The organism is Yersinia artesiana (assembly GCF_902726545.1).
GTDB lineage: Bacteria > Pseudomonadota > Gammaproteobacteria > Enterobacterales > Enterobacteriaceae > Yersinia > Yersinia artesiana.
Genome location: NZ_CACVAD010000051.1, coordinates 1 through 17,393, shown reverse-complemented (window position 1 = coordinate 17,393; position 17,393 = coordinate 1). Strand labels below are relative to the sequence as shown.

Here is a 17,393-nt window from a genome sequence, read left to right as displayed (position 1 = left end):
AGCACAAAGAGCGGAGATTCCAATTTTTTCGGAAATTAGTCGGCTTGCTTACGCAAAAATGCCGGAATATCCAAATAATCGGGCTCTTTATTGGTTTGAGCAGTTGGATCATTGACCACTTTAGCCGCAGGTTTAACTTCCTGAGGTAAAGGTGACATGCCATGCTGCTGGTAACGGTGATCCATAACAGGCTGAGTCTGCTTGTTAGTAACCAGCGTAATTTCAGGGCGTTTATCCATGCCGATACCGGTTGCAACCACAGTTACGCGCAGTTCATCGTTCATCTCCGGGTCTAACGATGTACCGATAACGACGGTCGCATTGTCAGATGCAAATGCACGGATAGTGTTACCCACAGTTTCGAATTCATCCAAACGCAAATCGAAACCAGCGGTGATGTTGACCAACACGCCGCGAGCGCCAGACAGGTCGATATCTTCCAGCAACGGGCTGGAAATCGCCATTTCTGCTGCTTCTTCAGCACGATCTTCACCGCAAGCCACACCTGAGCCCATCATGGCATAACCCATTTCGGACATCACAGTGCGCACGTCAGCAAAGTCGACGTTCATCAGACCTGGGCGGGTAATCAGCTCGGCTATACCCTGAACAGCGCCTTTCAATACGTCGTTAGCTGCACCAAATGCATCCAGTAAGGAGATGCCACGACCCAGAACTTTTAACAACTTATCGTTCGGAATAGTGATCAGTGAGTCCACATGTTTGGACAATTCAGCAATACCCTGCTCAGCGAATGCCATGCGTTTCTTGCCTTCGAAATTGAAAGGCTTGGTAACCACAGCAACTGTCAGAATACCCAGATCTTTTGCCACTTCAGCAACAACAGGAGCAGCACCAGTACCGGTACCACCACCCATACCCGCGGCGATAAATACCATGTCTGCGCCTTCAAGGGCTGCGCGCAAAGCTTCACGGTCTTCTTCTGCTGAATTGCGACCCACTTCCGGGTTCGCGCCAGCACCCAGACCTTTGGTAATACCGCTACCAATCTGGATGGTTTGGCCAACAGCCGTCTTACGTAGCGCCTGAGCGTCTGTATTAACGGCGAAGAATTCAACACCTTCGATGCGCTCGCGCACCATGTGTTCGACGGCATTACCACCGCCACCACCGACGCCGATGACTTTAATCACCGCGTCATTGGTTAGTTCCATAGGTTCAAACATAGTTTCTCTCCGTTTTGTGCCTGTCGCTTCGAGATCAAAAAATATGTTCAGCATGATCTCTTTGTTGAAACATTAAAACTCTTTTCTCAGCCAGCTATTGATGCGTTTAAACCAATTGCCCACTGAGGCACGTTTTTCTACTTCTGACTCACCACTGAGATGAGATTCTTTACCATAGTGCAACAACCCAACAGCAGTGGAGTAATAAGGTTCCTGTGCATAATCCGTCAGCCCGGTGATATTGAGCGGTTGGCCGATGCGAACCTGGGCATGGAATACCCGTTGAGCGCATTCAGCCAAACCATCAATTTGTGCCGCTCCGCCTGTCAGCACGATACCGGCTGCCAGATGATGCTTCACGCCTTGCTGACGTAATTGCTCCTGCAATTGTAAAATCTCGTCATTAACCAAATTCAGCAGTTCGGTGTAGCGTGGTTCTATAACCTCAGCGAGCGTCTGTCTTTGCAGACTACGGGGAGGGCGTCCGCCAACACTTGGCACTTCTACACTTTCATCCTTGCTGACTATCGACCCGAGCGCACAGCCGTGTCGAACTTTAATCGCTTCCGCATCTGTAGGCGGTGTCCCGAAGGCATACGCAATATCGCTAGTCACCACGTTCCCGGCGTAAGGGATAACTTTGGTGTGGCGCAATGCCCCACCGGTATAAACCGCCATATCCATGGTACCGCCGCCGATGTCGACCACACAGACACCCAGCTCACGTTCATCTTCAGTCAATACTGCATAACTTGCGGCTAAACCGGCGAAAATCAGTTGGTCCACTTTCAGACCACAACGCTCCACCGCTTTAACAATATTCTTCGCCATATCGTTATGGCAGGTAATCAGGTGTACTTTAGCCTGCATCCGCACGCCAGAAAGGCCCACCGGGTTTTTGATGCCTTCTTGATAATCGATGGCATATTCCTGCGGAATAACGTGCAGGATACGATGCTCATCACGCACACGTACCGACTTCGCGGTATGCACTACGTTCTCTACATCTTCCTGAGTTACTTCCTCTTCTGAAATAGGAACCATCCCTATTTCATTCTGACAACTGATATGTTTACCCGATAATGCCAGATATACAGATGAAATTTGGCAATCCGCCATTAACTCGGCCTGATCGATAGCGCGTTGTACGCATTTCACTACCGATTCGAGATCGTTAACCCCACCCTTATCCATGCCACGGGATGGGCAACTGCCAACCCCAATAATATTGACCATGCCATCGGGCAGAACTTCCCCTACCAATGCGGAGACCTTTGCCGTTCCGATCTCAAGACCTACTACCAGTTTTCTGTCCGTCGACTTGATCATTGTTGTTTTGCCTGTGCCTGATTCTGTTGCGGATTACTGTTCTGCTGGCCATTTACTGGTGGCTCACCACTCTGACTGCCGATAAATACCGGAGCCCAACCTATTGCAGCCCCTGTTTCATATCGCAAATCAACATAACTGACCCGTTTATCTGGCTGCTGTTGCAACAGCGGATACAACTCGATGAAACGTTGCAAACGCCCCATCCGGTCATCCCGTCCCAGCTCCAGCCGAACATCATTATCTAAGGCCAACTGCCAAGAATGTCTGGCACTCATTGCCACCATTTTTAGCTGATATTTATTGGCCGCTAACACCTTGCTCATTGCCCGATAGCCTTCCAGAACATCCTGTTCACTGCCCTCCGGGCCATACAGTAATGGCAATTTCTGTTTGCCGATTCGCTCAGACGGCACACTGAATGACCGCCCCTGCTCATCAACCATATGCAAATCATTCCAGCGGGCAAAAGGCACATACTCCACCAGATGGATCTTCAGCTCATCCGGCCACTGTTTACGCACGCTAGCCTGCTGAATCCAAGGTAACCGCTCAATCTGCTGCTGGATGATGTTGACATCCTGCGTCATAAAGGTGCCCGGTGCGCCCAATGACAAAATAGCCTGGCGAATATCGTCATTGGTGGTGTAATGCCGCTCGCCGGTCACCACCAATTTCGACAGTGGTAATCGGCTGGCATCTTTCATCCAACCGACTACCACCCAGCCCCCCCAGAGGATGGTACCCAGCACCATCAGCAGGAAAATCAGCCCTGCTAATTGGCCTCCGTTACTGCGCCGGGCTGCGCTGTTTTCAGCCGCACGTTCACGCGCATTTAGGGCAGCTTGCGACATATCAGTCAGCCAACGTCAGAATTCGGGCTACCAACTGGGAAAAACTCAACCCATATTGGCGGGCAGCCATCGGCACTAAACTGTGGCTGGTCATACCCGGTGAAGTATTCACTTCAAGCAGGTAAAAACTGCCATCGCTATCTTGCATAACATCAACACGGCCCCAGCCGCTGCAACCTAATGCCTGATAGGCCTGCAATGACAATGCAGCCAACTGTTGTTCTAACTCAGCACTCAAACCACTTGGACAAAAATACTGGGTCTCATCAGACAGATATTTAGCTTCATAATCATAAAACACACCGGGAGCCTGAATGCGGATCGACGGTAAAACATCATTACCAAGGATCGCGACGGTGAATTCTGGCCCACTCAGCCATTTCTCAATCAGCACATCGGTGTCGTGACGGAAAGCTTCAACCAGAGCAGAATGCAATTGATTCGCCTGATCAACCTTACTCATCCCAACACTAGAACCTTCATGGCTTGGCTTCACGATTAATGGCAGGCCAAGCTTAGCGACACACGCCGCCAATTCCTCTGACGAAAGTGTTTCAAACTGTTGACGATTTAGCGCGACATAAGGCGAAATTGGCAAACCAGAAGCTTGCCACACCAATTTGGTGCGCAATTTGTCCATTGTCAGCGCTGAAGCCATCACGCCGCTGCCGGTATAAGGCAGTTGCAGAAACTCCAACACCCCTTGCAGCGTACCGTCTTCACCACCGCGCCCATGCAAAGCGATAAAGACCTTATCAAAGCCTTGTTCTTTAAGCTGTGTCACCGGGAAGTCTTTGGTATCAATACCATGAGCATCAATACCCGCTTCTCTCAAACCCGCTAATACCGCCTGGCCGGATAACAATGACACTTCACGTTCAGCAGAGGTTCCACCCAGCAGTACCGCAACTTTCTCAGCCATGATGTTCCTCGTCTTTTGTCTGTGGCTGCAATTTAAGCTCAGCCAATTTACGGGCAATTTTACCAATGTTACCAGCGCCTTGGACCAGAATCAGATCATCGCCATTCAGCACTTGCGCCAACACCTCCGGCACCGTATCACTGTCTGACACCAAAATAGGGTCCAACTTGCCACGATTACGGATGGTACGGCACAACGAGCGGCTATCGGCCCCTGGGATCGGCGGTTCTCCGGCGGCGTACACATCTAACATCAGTAAAACATCAACTTGCGATAGAACATTAGCAAAGTCGTCATACAAATCGCGTGTGCGGGTATAACGATGCGGCTGGAATACCATCACAATACGTTTATCCGGCCAGCCAGCGCGCGCAGCTTTGATCGTGGCATCCACTTCTGTCGGGTGATGACCATAGTCATCCACCAGCATGGCACTGCCTTCTTTTCCATTGACCGGTGCCAGCGGGAAGTTACCGAGAAAATCAAAGCGGCGGCCTGTCCCCTGGAACCCTGCCAGTGCGCGCAGGATATCGTCATCTTCAATGCCTTCTTCGGTCGCGACAGCCACTGCCGCAGCCGCGTTCAGCGCATTATGGCGGCCCGGTGCATTCAAGGTCACGGTCATCAACGGCTTATCCAGTCGTTTCAGCGTGAAATGCCCCTGTGGGCCTTCTTGCCGGTAACTGGCGATCTGCACATCGGCGTCATCACTGAAACCGTAGGTCGTGATATGGCGACCAACCCGTGGCAACAACTCGCGCACCACCGGATCGTCGATACACATCACCGCGCGACCATAGAATGGCAAGTTGTGCAAAAAATTAATAAATGTCTGTTTTAAATTCTCAAAGTCGCCTTGATAAGTATCCATATGGTCGGCTTCGATGTTAGTGACAATCGCCACCATCGGCTGCAAATGCAGGAATGATGCATCACTTTCATCTGCTTCAGCTATCAAATAACGGCTGGAGCCTAGCTGGGCATGAGTGCCTGCGGCTTTGACCAGACCGCCATTCACAAATGTTGGATCCAAACCGGCTTCGGCATAAATACTGGAAACCATCGCTGTGGTGGTGGTTTTACCGTGCGTACCAGCCACCGCAATCCCATGACGGAAACGCATCAATTCTGCCAACATTTCTGCGCGGCGGATCACCGGAATACGCGCCTCGCGAGCTGCAACAATCTCTGGATTATCCGCAGAAATTGCTGTTGAAACCACCACTACACTGGCATCCAGTACATTCTCTGGACGGTGATGGAAATAAATCTGTGCGCCTAATGAAGTCAAATGCTGAGTGACCGGATTGGGTGCCAAATCTGAACCGCTAATCTGATAACCTTCGTTTGCCAACACTTCAGCGATACCACCCATGCCAGCACCACCGATGCCAACAAAGTGAATGTGCCGGACGCGATGCATCTCGGGCACGATAGTACGTAGTTTCGCCAGTTGTTGTGTATTCACGTTTTTCTTCACTTTTTTGTCTGTTGCATATTCACAGCCCGCATAAGAGCGAGCGATAACTATCTTTTCAGTATCACTTACTGGCTGCGACCACTTCGGCAGCCACTCGCTCAGTGGCGTCAGGAATAGCCACCCGCCTTGCTTGCTCGGCCATCGCTAATAAGGTGGGGCGATCCCACTCGGCTAACAGGGCACTCACCGCTTGCGCTGTAAATTGCGGTTGCTCGATAATTTTGGCGGCTCCGGCTTTTTCCAGTGGCAGTGCATTCCAATATTGCTGCCGGTCTTTATGCTGAAACGGCACAAAAATCGCCGGTAACCCTGCGGCGGCAACTTCACTGACCGTCAACGCACCGGAGCGGCAAACCACCACATCAGCCCAGGCATAAGCCGCAGCCATATCATCAATAAACTCAACTATCTGATGCTTATCACCCTGCCCTGCTTGCTGGTAGGCTTGCAACACATCGGGTAATGCGCCTTTACCCACCTGATGCCAAATAGTTATCTGTTCACCCAATGCTGCTGCCACCTGAGGCAAGGTTTGATTCAATACTCGCGCCCCCTGGCTACCGCCAATGACTAACACCCGAATCGGCCCTTCACGACCGGCTAAGCGCTCAGCGGGTAATGGCAGCGCCAATACATCAGTACGAACGGGGTTACCCACCACTTCGGCGTGCGGGAATGCCCCCGGAAATGCCTGTAAAACCTTTTTTGCGATTCTGGCCAGCCAGCGGTTAGTTAAACCCGCAATCCCGTTTTGCTCATGTAATACCACCGGAATACCGCATGACCATGCCGCTAAACCACCGGGGCCAGAAACATAACCGCCCATTCCCAGCACCACATCCGGCTGATAATCGCGCATGATTTTCTTCGCCTGACGTACCGCGCGATAAATACGCACCGGTGCGGTCAGTTGGGCCATCAAACCCTTACCGCGTAAGCCAGAAATCTCAATAAAATCAATTTCAATACCGTTTTTGGGTACCAATGACGCTTCCATTCTGTCGGCGGTGCCTAACCAACGCACCTGCCAGCCTTGCGCCATCAGATGATGAGCCACGGCCAAACCGGGGAAGACATGTCCCCCAGTGCCACCCGCCATCACCATTAAACGCTTGGTCTTGCCACTCATCTGGCACTCCTTACAAACGCCTGGGCTTTTGCCAGACGTGTTTCAAAATCAATACGTAGCAACAACACAATGGCCGTTGACATAATAATCAGGCTCGAACCACCGTAACTTATCAGCGGCAGTGTCAAGCCTTTGGTTGGCAACATTCCAGCAGCAGCCCCAACATTAACCAGCGCCTGGAAGCTAAACCAAACGCCAATCGAGCAGGCCAAAAAGCCAGAAAATCGCTGATCTATCTCTAAAGCGCGACGCCCGATGGACATAGCACGAAAAGCGACGAAGAATACCATTAACAATGCAAGAACCACACCGAAATACCCCAACTCCTCGCCTAAAATCGAGAAAATAAAGTCAGTATGAGCTTCCGGTAAATACTCCAGTTTCTGCACTGAATTCCCTAAGCCCTGCCCCCAGAATTCACCGCGACCAAAAGCCATCAATGATTGGGTCAACTGGTAACCACTGCCGAAGGGATCCGCCCATGGGTTCCAGAATGATGTCACACGGCGCATACGGTAAGGTTCGGCAACAATTAGCAGGCAAACGGCAAACACACCAGAACCGATAATGGCTAAAAACTGCCACATCTTGGCACCGGCCAGGAATAACATCGCCAATGTGGTGATAAACAACACCACCACCGTACCCAAATCGGGCTGTGCCAACAGGAGTACGGCCAAAATAACCATTACGCCCATGGGTTTACAAAAACCCCAAAAGTTACTGCGAACCTCTTCTACTTTGCGCACCAAATAGCTGGCCAGATAGCAAAACAGTGACAACTTGGATAGCTCAGCCGGCTGAATACGCAGCGGCCCAAGAGAAATCCAGCGGGATGCCCCGTTGACCGAGCTACCCACCACCAGCACTACCAGCAACATCACAATTGAAATCAGCAACATAATGTTGCTATAGCGCTGCCAGACTTCCATCGGAATACGTAAAGTCACCAGCGACAAACCAAACGCCAGTGCCAAATACAGCGCATCACGCTTGGCAAACAGGAAAGGATCACCCGCCAGACGCTGACCAATTGGCATCGATGCCGATGTCACCATCACAAAACCAATAATTGCCAAACCGAAGGTCAGCCACAGCAAGGTTCTGTCGTAAAGCACCATGCTGGTGGTGTCGCTTTCGCGCGACCCCATCACAAAATGTTTTACGGTATTAAACAGCCCCAGCCCCGGCATGCGCATCAGCCTAACTCCTCTGCCAGACGAGCAAACTCATCACCACGTTGCTCGAAGCTGCGGAACTGATCCAGGCTGGCGCAAGCGGGTGACAATAACACCATATCGCCCGGTGCCAGTGATTTCGCCAGCAGCACCATGGCTTGTTCCATCGTTTCAGTCAGTTGCGACACTTCCGGACGCAGCTCAGCCAGTTGCTCACCATCACGCCCAAAACAGTAAATCTTGATATGGTCGCCTTGTAAAAAGCGGGTTAACCCGGAGAAATCTGCCGATTTCCCGTCACCGCCCAGTAACAAATGCAAAGTGCCATCAACCTGTAAACCATCCAGAGCCGCTTCGGTGCTGCCCACGTTGGTGGCTTTGGAGTCGTTAATCCAACGCACGCCGTTGTGTTCAAACACCAGTTGGAAACGGTGCGGCAAACCAGTGAACGTGGTCAACGCTTTCAAACTTGATGAGCGCGGAATACCCACTGCATCAGCCAATGCCAGTGCGGCTAGCGCATTGGTATAGTTATGCCGCCCGGTTAATTTCATTTCCCGAGTATTCAGCACCTTCTCACCCCGAACCCGCAGCCAGATTTCTCCTTGCTGCTTATTCAAATGGTAATCACCGACATCCACCCCAAAGCTGATACAACGGTTATCAGCACCACGAACTGGCATAGTGAGCGCGTCATCGGCATTCACGACACAAACTTTAGCGTTTTCATATACCCGCAGCTTAGCTGCGCGATATTGCTGCAACCCGAACGGATAACGGTCAGTGTGATCTTCCGTCACGTTCAGTATGGTGGCCGCACTGGCACGCAGGCTTGTGGTGGTTTCCAACTGGAAGCTGGATAATTCCAACACCACCAATTGGTTTTCGTGTTTTTGCAAGGTCAACTGTTTCAATAAGCTCAGAGCAGGAACGCCAATGTTGCCCCCTACGCCCACCTGCCAGCCAGCGGCTTTCGCCATCTCACCGACCAGAGTGGTTACGGTACTTTTACCGTTAGAACCGGTAATCGCCACCACAGGTGCCTGATTTTCACGACAGAACAGTTCGATATCGCCGACAATCTCAACACCGGCTTCAGCGGCTTCACTTAAGACTGGATGTGCCAACGCAATACCGGGGCTGGCCACAATCAAATCAGCGTCCAATAACCACTGTTGATTCAAGTCACCAACATGGCGCTCGACATTTTCGGGTAATTTATCCAGGCCCGGTGGATTGATACGGGTATCCATCACACGCGGCGTTACGCCACGCGCGATGAAGAAATCAACGCAGGAAAGGCCGGTTAGCCCCAGCCCGATAATGACGACTTTCTTACCCTGATAATCAACCATAATTACCGCACCTTCAGCGTCGCCAGGCCAATCAGCACCAGCATCAGCGAAATAATCCAGAAGCGCACGATCACCCGCGGTTCTGGCCAGCCTTTAAGTTCGTAATGATGGTGAATCGGAGCCATACGGAAAATGCGTTGCCCACGTAACTTAAAGGAACCGACTTGCAAGATGACCGACAGTGTTTCAACCACGAACACCCCGCCCATAATCACTAATAAGAACTCTTGGCGCAGCAATACCGCGATGGTGCCCAGCGCCCCGCCCAATGCCAGAGAACCGACATCGCCCATAAACACTTGAGCCGGATAGGTGTTGAACCATAAAAAGCCCAGCCCAGCCCCGACAATCGCGGTGCAGACAATCACCAGCTCGCCAGCGTGACGCAGATAAGGAATATGCAGGTATGCAGCAAAGTTCACGTTACCGGTCGCCCAGGCCACCAATGCGAAACCGCCAGCAACAAATACCGTTGGCATAATCGCCAGACCATCCAACCCGTCGGTCAAATTAACCGCGTTGCTGGTGCCCACAATGACGAAGTAAGCCAGCAGGATATACAGTAGCCCTAGCTGCGGCATGATGTCTTTGAAGAAGGGCACTACCAGTTCAGTGGCTGGAGTATCTTTACCGATGCTGTACATCGCAAAAGCGGCAGCCAGTGCAATGATCGACTGCCAGAAGTATTTCCAGCGGGCAATCAGGCCCTTAGTGTCTTTGCGTACCACTTTGCGGTAATCATCGATAAAACCGACAATCCCATAACCGATAAGAATGAATAGTACGCACCACACATAGGGGTTAGACGGGTAAGCCCACATCAGAACCGAAATAGTGATGGAAAACAAAATCATCAGGCCGCCCATAGTCGGGGTGCCGCGTTTACTGAAATGTGACTCTGGCCCGTCATTACGGACGACTTGACCAATCTGTAATTTCTGCAAATAGGCGATCAGATGCGGCCCCATCCACAATGAGATAATTAATGCCGTCAACAGACTGACAATGGCGCGGAACGTCAAATAGGAAAAGACGTTAAAGCCCGAGTAAAATTTTACTAAGTATTCAGCCAACCAAACTAACATGATGCCTTCTCCTGTAACGCACGCACGACATTTTCCATGGCGGCGCTACGTGAACCTTTAATTAAGACGGTGATAACCGGATGTTCGAGCAGCAATTCACTGACACGGGCTGCTAAAGTGTTCTTATCCTGAAAATGTTCGCCGCACCCGCTTGCATCGCTAAGTGTCTGGCTTAATGTCCCCACGCTCAGGACTTTATCGATACCCGCCTGTTTAGCGGCTTCGCCCACCTGACGGTGGCAATCGACTGCGGTTTCACCCAACTCCCCCATATCACCCACCACCATCACCCGGTAGCCCGGCATTTCGGCCAGCACTTGCGCGGCGGCAGTCATGGAGCCGACATTGGCGTTGTAGCTGTCATCGAGCAGCAACTTGCCAGCAGCAAGCTCAATCGGGAATAAACGACCCGGCACGGCCTGTAATTGCGTCAGCCCCTCACGAACGGCAGTTAAACTGGCACCGACCGACATGGCTAACGCCGCGGCGGCTAATGCATTGGCAATGTTATGTCGCCCCGGCAGTGGCAATTCGATAGCCACCGTGCCGAAAGGAGAATGCAGAGTGAAATGAGTGACTTGCGGTGTAATACGCACGTCACTGGCAAAGAAATCGATATCTTCTGCGCCGAGAGGTGCAAAACGCCATACGCGCTTGTTATGCAATGTTTCCTGCCAGTGCGGCCAGTCATTGCTATCAGCATTAATAATCGCAGTGCCATTCGCGGGTAAGCCGGCAAAAATTTCGCCTTTAGCTTGAGCCACACCAGCCAGCGAGCCAAAACCTTCCAGATGCGCGGCGGCCAAATTGTTAACCAAAGTACTTTCAGGGCGGCTTAAGTCCGTGGTATAGGCAATCTCACCGATATGGTTAGCGCCTAGCTCAATGACAGCAAAATCATATTCAGGCGTCAGACGCAGCAAGGTCAGCGGTACGCCGATATCATTATTAAAGTTACCGGCGGTATAAAGCACCTTGCCACATTGGCGCAAAATTGCCGCAACCATTTCTTTTACTGAGGTTTTACCGGAGGAGCCGGTTAAGGCCACCACACGGGCAGGCACTTGCTGGCGCACCCATGCAGCCAATTGCCCCAATGCCAGACGGGTGTCTTTAACCACTAATTGTGGTGCCTCCACCAGTAAGCGTTTACTTACCAGCAAAGCACCAGCGCCAGCGGCAACAGCATCTTCTGCAAAGTCATGTCCATCAAAACGCTCGCCTTTCAGCGCAACGAATAAACAGCCAGGAATGACCTTACGAGTATCAATGGTCACTTCGGTAATATCGGCGCTATCGCGACCAATATATTCGGCGTTCAGCAGCGTGGACAGAAAATGCAGTGAGACCTTAATCATGCCACCACCCCCAACAAACGCGCGACGGTGACTCGGTCGGAGTAATCCAAGCGGCGATTACCGACCAATTGATAATCTTCATGTCCTTTGCCGGCAATCAACACCACATCATCGGCTTTAGCTTGCATGATGGCGCTGGTCACCGCTTCTGCGCGGCCATGGATGGCTTGCGCATGCCCGGCATCCAGCAACCCGCTGAGGATATCGGCGACAATCGCCTGCGGCTCTTCACTACGTGGGTTATCATCAGTGACAACCACCCGATCAGCCAGTTGTTCCGCAATACCGCCCATAAGTGGGCGCTTACCTTTGTCGCGATCACCACCGCAACCAAACACACACCACAGTTGGCCTTTACAATGTAAACGCGCCGCCGCCAGTGCTTTTTCCAATGCATCAGGTGTGTGGGCATAATCCACCACTACCGTCGGTTTGCCCGGTGCATTAAATACTTCCATCCGCCCGCAAACCGGTTGTAGGTGAGGTGCTGCGGCTAATAATTGGGTTAATGGGTAACCCAGTGAAAGCAGTGTTGCCAGTGCCACCAGCAAGTTACTGACATTGAATGCCCCCATCAGGCGGCTTTCTAACTGGCCTTCGCCCCAGCTTGAATCAAAAGCAATGCTGGCACCATTATCGTGATAGTGAACCTGAGTAGCTGATAGCCATGGGCCATTCCAACCCACAGGAATGTTGCCTTCCATGCTAACGGCGACAGCTTGCGGTAACTGCCCTAACCAGCGGCGACCCACTTCGTCATCAGCATTAATGATTTTGTGTTCGGATTGATGAGTGGAGAACAGCAGCCATTTTGCTGCTTCGTAACTCGCCATATTGCCGTGATAATCCAGATGATCACGGCTTAAGTTAGTGAACACTGCGGCAGCAAACGGCAATGCGGCTACACGGTTCTGAATCAAACCGTGGGAGGAGACTTCCATCGCGGCAAAGGTCGCCCCTTGATCAACCAGATTGCGTAGCAAATGCTGGATATCAACCGCTGAGCCAGTAGTGTTCTCAGTCGGGATAACCTGGCCTAACAGACCATTGCCAACCGTCCCCATCACTGCACTGGTTTCGCCCAACATTTGAGCCCATTGCGCCAGCAATTGAGTGGTGGTGGTTTTGCCATTGGTTCCCGTCACGCCGACCAAACGTAATGCGGCACCCGGTTGATGGTAAAATTGCCCCGCCAGCTTGGATAAGTGCTGATTCAAATTACGCAGATATATAACAGGAACACCATGCATCTCGACCATACTGGCATCCGGTGCCACACCATCAGCTTCAGCAACCACAGCCGCCACACCTTGAGCTATGGCTTGCGGGATATAGCGACGCCCGTCCGTCTGGTGGCCAACAATAGCGACAAATAAATCCCCGGCAGCGGCAACACGGCTGTCTAATGTCATTTCCCGTAGCGCACGCTCCGGGACGTCTAGCCCCCAAGGAGCGAGTAAGTCGCGCAAATTACGATCTGCCACCTGAACCCTCTTTTGTATTAGTCACTAATTCGCTTTTATCACCAGTGGGTAATGCATCTGGCTCAATGTTCATGGTGCGCAATACACCGCCCATGATGGCACCGAACACCGGTGCAGAAACCGCACCACCGTAATATTTCCCTGCCTGCGGGTCATTGATGACCACAACCAGAGCAAATCTAGGGTTACTCGCGGGCGCGACGCCAGCGGTGTAAGCGAGATATCGGTCCATATATTTGCCATCTGGGCCGACTTTCTTGGCGGTACCGGTTTTAATGGCAATTCGGTAGCCTTTGATTGCCGCTTTGGTGCCCCCGCCGCCTGGTAATGCCACGCTTTCCATCATATGAACCACAGTACGCACCAGCGGTTCAGGGAAGACGCGTTCACCGGCCACTGGCGGGTCAACTTTAGTAATCGACAGCGGGCGATAAATCCCCATGCTGCCGATGGTTGCATAGACTCGCGCTAGCTGTAACGGTGTTACCATTAGCCCGTAGCCGAAAGAGAAGGTGGCCCTCTCTATGTCAGACCACCGTTGTTTTTTAGGATATAAGCCACTGCTTTCTCCGACCAACCCCAAATTGGTCGCTTTCCCAAACCCAAACTTTGAGTAAGTTTCTACTAAAGCTGAGGATGGCATCGCTAACGCCAGTTTAGAAACACCGACGTTACTCGACTTCTGCAAGATCCCGGTCACGGATAGCTCGGCATAACGGGCCACGTCTTTAATCTGGTGACCGTTAACAAAGTACGGCAAGGTATTCAGCACGCTATTCTCTTTCACCACGCCATGCTGCAATGCCGTCATCACTACCATTGGCTTTACTGTTGAGCCGGGTTCAAAAATATCGGTAATTGCCCGGTTACGCATCGCATCTTTCGGCGTACCGGTGAGGTTATTCGGGTTATAGGATGGGCTGTTCGCCATCGCCAACACTTCGCCGGTATTCACATCGACCAGCACTGCGGTCCCCGACTCTGCTTTGTTGAATGCCACTGCATTGTTCAGCTCGCGGTATACCAACGCCTGCAAGCGCTCATCAACACTCAACACCAGATTGTGTGCCGCTTGACTGTCCACGGAGGAAATATCCTCGATAACGCGGCCATAACGGTCTTTACGTACCGTGCGCTCGCCCGGCTGCCCGGTAAGCCAACGGTCAAAGCTTTTTTCTACACCTTCAATACCTTGGCTATCGATGTTAGTTACACCGATGATATGAGCCATCACTTGCCCAGCCGGATAGTAACGGCGGGATTCTTGACGCAAATAGATTCCGGGTAATTTCAGCTTATGGATGTAGTCGCCAATTGCCGGATTGACCTGGCGAGCCAGATAAACAAAGCGCCCTTTCGGGTTAGCGTTAATACGCGTCGCCAGTTGATCTAGTGGGATTTCCAAAGCATCAGACAGAGCTTTCCAGCGGGTATCGAGAGTAATACCACCGCGTTCGGTCAACTCTTTGGGATCGGCCCAAACAGCGTTAACAGGCACACTGACCGCCAATGGCCGGCCAGAGCGGTCACTTATCATGCCACGCGCAGTAGGGACTTCCTGCACCCGCAGTGAGCGCATGTCACCCTCACGCACCAACTTATCGGGGTTAATCACTTGCAGATAAGCAGTACGTAACATCAAGCCGACCAATGCCAGCAAAATACAGCCGCACAGCAACGCAAAACGCCAGCTTATAAAGCTGGCTTGTTCTTCCTGGCGCTTTAACTTCCCGGGGCGCGCTGCTTTCATGCGTTACCTTGGCTACTCAGAGTCATGGTGGCGACAAATTCCTTTATTTATTGGAAAAACCTATTGCTGAACCACGATATTTTCTTGTGATGGATCAACATGTTGCATTTTTAGCTTATCGGTTGCGATACTTTCAACACGGCTGTGGTCACCCAAGGCGTTTTCTTCCAGAATCAAGTTGCGCCATTCAATATCCAGCGCATCCCTTTCCAGTACCAACTGTTCGCGCTCTGCGGTCAGCAAGCGCGTGCGGTGGGCGGTGGTCACAACAAAAATGGCAGACACCAACACCGCAATCAGTAGAATTAACGGGATCTTCGCATTGCGAAGTAAATCCCCGCCGATGACTCCAACTAAACCGTGGCGTTCGTTTCCTATCACTCTTTAACCCTCTCGGCAAAACGTAATACCGAGCTACGCGCGCGTGGGTTTTCGGCCACTTCAGCATCTGGCGGCATCATTTTGCCAACCGATTTCAAGGTACGGCCACCCATGCTGCGTAACTGTGCTTCCGTCAATGGCAAACCCGCCGGAACCTGTGGCCCGCGGCTATGATGACGGATAAAGTTTTTCACAATACGGTCTTCAAGGGAGTGGAAGCTAATAACAGATAAACGACCTTCCGGTGCCAAAACTTCAAGCGCACCGTCGAGTGCGCGCTCTATCTCTTCCAATTCACTGTTGATATAGATGCGGATAGCCTGGAAGCTGCGCGTCGCAGGATGTTTATGCTTTTCGCGGAATGGGCTGGCGTTAGCAATCAAATCCGCCAGCTCTTTGGTGCGTGTCATCGGTTGAGTAAGGTTGCGCTCAACAATGGCCTTGGCTAAACGTTTGGCAAAACGTTCTTCACCGAAGGTTTTCAACACCCAAGCAATATCGTCAGCGCTGGCTTTCATTAACCACTCGGCTGCTGATATGCCACGAGTAGGGTCCATGCGCATATCCAATGGCCCATCGCGCATAAAGGAAAAGCCGCGCTCAGGATCATCTAATTGGGGAGAGGAGACGCCCAAATCCAGCAATACACCGTTAATACGGCCGACTAAATCCAGTTCCCGCACATAATGCGCTAAATCAGAAAATGGGCCGTGTACGATAGAAAAACGTGGGTCTGTAATGGATTTTGCCGCTTCAATCGCTTGTGGGTCACGATCTATTGCTATCAGGCGCCCTTCTGGCCCAAGTTGGGACAAAATCAGACGCGAGTGGCCACCACGGCCAAAAGTTCCGTCAATATAGATGCCGTTATCGCGGATGTTCAGGCCATTAACCGCCTCATCCAGCAATACGCTTGTGTGCTTGTAGTTGTTATCTACAATGTGATTGTTATCTACCATGCTTATAGCGATAAGTCCTGTAGCCGCTCAGATAGAGGTTCCTGAGTGGACTGTTCTGCGTCGATGTCATCCTTGACTTGTTGATACCAGGTCTGTTCATCCCACAGTTCAAACTTGTTGAACTGCCCAACCAGCATCACTTCTTTATTCAGCCCGGCGTGCTGACGCAATGTTCCTGCAATCAGTAAGCGCCCAGCGCCGTCCATCTGGCATTCACTGGCATGCCCTAACAGCAAACGCTGAACTCGACGTTCAGCTGGGTTCATGCTCGACAGCCGGGATAATTTTTGTTCAATGACTTCCCATGCAGGGAGTGTATAAAGCAACAGGCATGGTTGGTGAAGGTCTATGGTACAGACCATCTGGCCTTGCGATTCCTCATTCAGCAATTCCCGATAACGGGTAGGTACGGCAAGCCGCCCTTTGCTGTCGAGGTTAACCATCGTTGCCCCACGAAACATGACTGAGTTACCCCTTCATGACCCAATTCGCCACTTTATCCCACAAATCCCCACATTAAAGAGTTTACGGATGGTATGAAAACCTTGTCAAGCCAGAGCGGATGCGCTTTGACAATATTTATGGGTGGTTTTTGAGATATATCTCGTATAAGAGGCTATTTTCGTGGTTGGAATAGAAATTAACGTCATGATAAACGGGCTATTTTTCCGCCAGTAATTCCGGCAACTTAAATAAATAATAAATTGTCAATTAATTGACGCATTATTTCCTTCTGCAAGGAATGTCTCATTTTTAGTATAAAAATCGTACTGTTTGAAATTACACATTTTGAGTACAAAACCCGCGACTGCTGGCGTTTCCTAAGAAAAAGTCGTGCAATCAGCAGCAAAGCCGACAGTAATACAATAATACCCTTGATAACAACAAGTGTTACCCGGCAGACATTTTACTTCAATTAATCGATAAGGATTAATCTATTTT

Annotated in this window: 15 protein-coding genes; all 15 read right to left on the bottom strand. The window is 51.2% G+C overall.

The features are described 5' to 3' along the window. Positions 1 to 35 precede the first annotated feature (35 nt). Entirely contained in the window at positions 36 to 1,187 is a 1,152-nt protein-coding gene (ftsZ, locus tag HU019_RS16020) for a cell division protein FtsZ (protein ID WP_025379504.1), read from the bottom strand. A 72-nt stretch (positions 1,188 to 1,259) separates the two neighbouring features. Next, complete coding sequence (gene ftsA, locus HU019_RS16015) at positions 1,260 to 2,516, bottom strand: cell division protein FtsA (RefSeq protein WP_002210431.1); 1,257 nt, start codon at positions 2,514 to 2,516, stop codon at positions 1,260 to 1,262. Further along, on the bottom strand, positions 2,513 to 3,370 hold the full coding sequence (ftsQ, locus tag HU019_RS16010) for a cell division protein FtsQ (protein ID WP_174848741.1): 858 nt from the start codon (positions 3,368 to 3,370) through the stop codon (positions 2,513 to 2,515). The genes ftsA and ftsQ overlap by 4 nt, the downstream gene beginning before the upstream one ends. Position 3,371: 1 nt before the next feature. Next, positions 3,372 to 4,292, bottom strand: a complete 921-nt coding sequence (locus HU019_RS16005; protein WP_174848743.1) for a D-alanine--D-alanine ligase — start codon at positions 4,290 to 4,292, stop codon at positions 3,372 to 3,374. Further along, positions 4,285 to 5,760 carry a UDP-N-acetylmuramate--L-alanine ligase gene (gene murC, locus HU019_RS16000; protein ID WP_174848745.1) on the bottom strand — a complete coding sequence of 492 codons (1,476 nt, stop codon included), beginning with the start codon at positions 5,758 to 5,760 and terminating at the stop codon, positions 4,285 to 4,287. Before murC ends, HU019_RS16005 begins: the two co-directional genes overlap by 8 nt. Before the next feature lie 73 nt (positions 5,761 to 5,833). Further along, a complete protein-coding gene (gene murG / locus HU019_RS15995) occupies positions 5,834 to 6,901 on the bottom strand; it encodes an undecaprenyldiphospho-muramoylpentapeptide beta-N-acetylglucosaminyltransferase (protein ID WP_174848747.1) in 1,068 nt (355 codons plus the stop codon). Then, a complete protein-coding gene (gene ftsW, locus HU019_RS15990; RefSeq protein ID WP_077174238.1) occupies positions 6,898 to 8,100 on the bottom strand; it encodes a cell division protein FtsW in 1,203 nt (400 codons plus the stop codon). Before ftsW ends, murG begins: the two co-directional genes overlap by 4 nt. After that, the gene (gene murD, locus HU019_RS15985) at positions 8,100 to 9,434 is read right to left on the bottom strand and encodes a UDP-N-acetylmuramoyl-L-alanine--D-glutamate ligase (protein WP_174848748.1); all 1,335 of its coding nucleotides are present in this window, start codon (positions 9,432 to 9,434) and stop codon (positions 8,100 to 8,102) included. The genes ftsW and murD overlap by 1 nt, the downstream gene beginning before the upstream one ends. 2 nt (positions 9,435 to 9,436) lie before the next feature. Next, positions 9,437 to 10,519, bottom strand: a complete 1,083-nt coding sequence (gene mraY / locus HU019_RS15980; RefSeq protein WP_005167069.1) for a phospho-N-acetylmuramoyl-pentapeptide-transferase — start codon at positions 10,517 to 10,519, stop codon at positions 9,437 to 9,439. Then, entirely contained in the window at positions 10,513 to 11,877 is a 1,365-nt protein-coding gene (murF, locus tag HU019_RS15975; protein WP_174848750.1) for a UDP-N-acetylmuramoyl-tripeptide--D-alanyl-D-alanine ligase, read from the bottom strand. The genes mraY and murF overlap by 7 nt, the downstream gene beginning before the upstream one ends. Further along, positions 11,874 to 13,361 carry a UDP-N-acetylmuramoyl-L-alanyl-D-glutamate--2,6-diaminopimelate ligase gene (murE, locus tag HU019_RS15970; RefSeq protein ID WP_174848752.1) on the bottom strand — a complete coding sequence of 496 codons (1,488 nt, stop codon included), beginning with the start codon at positions 13,359 to 13,361 and terminating at the stop codon, positions 11,874 to 11,876. Before murE ends, murF begins: the two co-directional genes overlap by 4 nt. Beyond that, positions 13,348 to 15,111: a peptidoglycan glycosyltransferase FtsI gene (locus HU019_RS15965; protein ID WP_005156878.1), complete on the bottom strand. Its 1,764-nt coding sequence runs from the start codon at positions 15,109 to 15,111 to the stop codon at positions 13,348 to 13,350. The genes murE and HU019_RS15965 overlap by 14 nt, the downstream gene beginning before the upstream one ends. A 60-nt stretch (positions 15,112 to 15,171) precedes the next feature. Continuing rightward, a complete protein-coding gene (gene ftsL, locus HU019_RS15960; RefSeq protein ID WP_174848754.1) occupies positions 15,172 to 15,492 on the bottom strand; it encodes a cell division protein FtsL in 321 nt (106 codons plus the stop codon). After that, positions 15,489 to 16,451: a 16S rRNA (cytosine(1402)-N(4))-methyltransferase RsmH gene (rsmH, locus tag HU019_RS15955; protein WP_077174241.1), complete on the bottom strand. Its 963-nt coding sequence runs from the start codon at positions 16,449 to 16,451 to the stop codon at positions 15,489 to 15,491. The genes ftsL and rsmH overlap by 4 nt, the downstream gene beginning before the upstream one ends. 2 nt (positions 16,452 to 16,453) lie before the next feature. Then, complete coding sequence (mraZ, locus tag HU019_RS15950; protein WP_077174242.1) at positions 16,454 to 16,912, bottom strand: division/cell wall cluster transcriptional repressor MraZ; 459 nt, start codon at positions 16,910 to 16,912, stop codon at positions 16,454 to 16,456. Between the last annotated feature and the right edge of the window lie 481 nt (positions 16,913 to 17,393).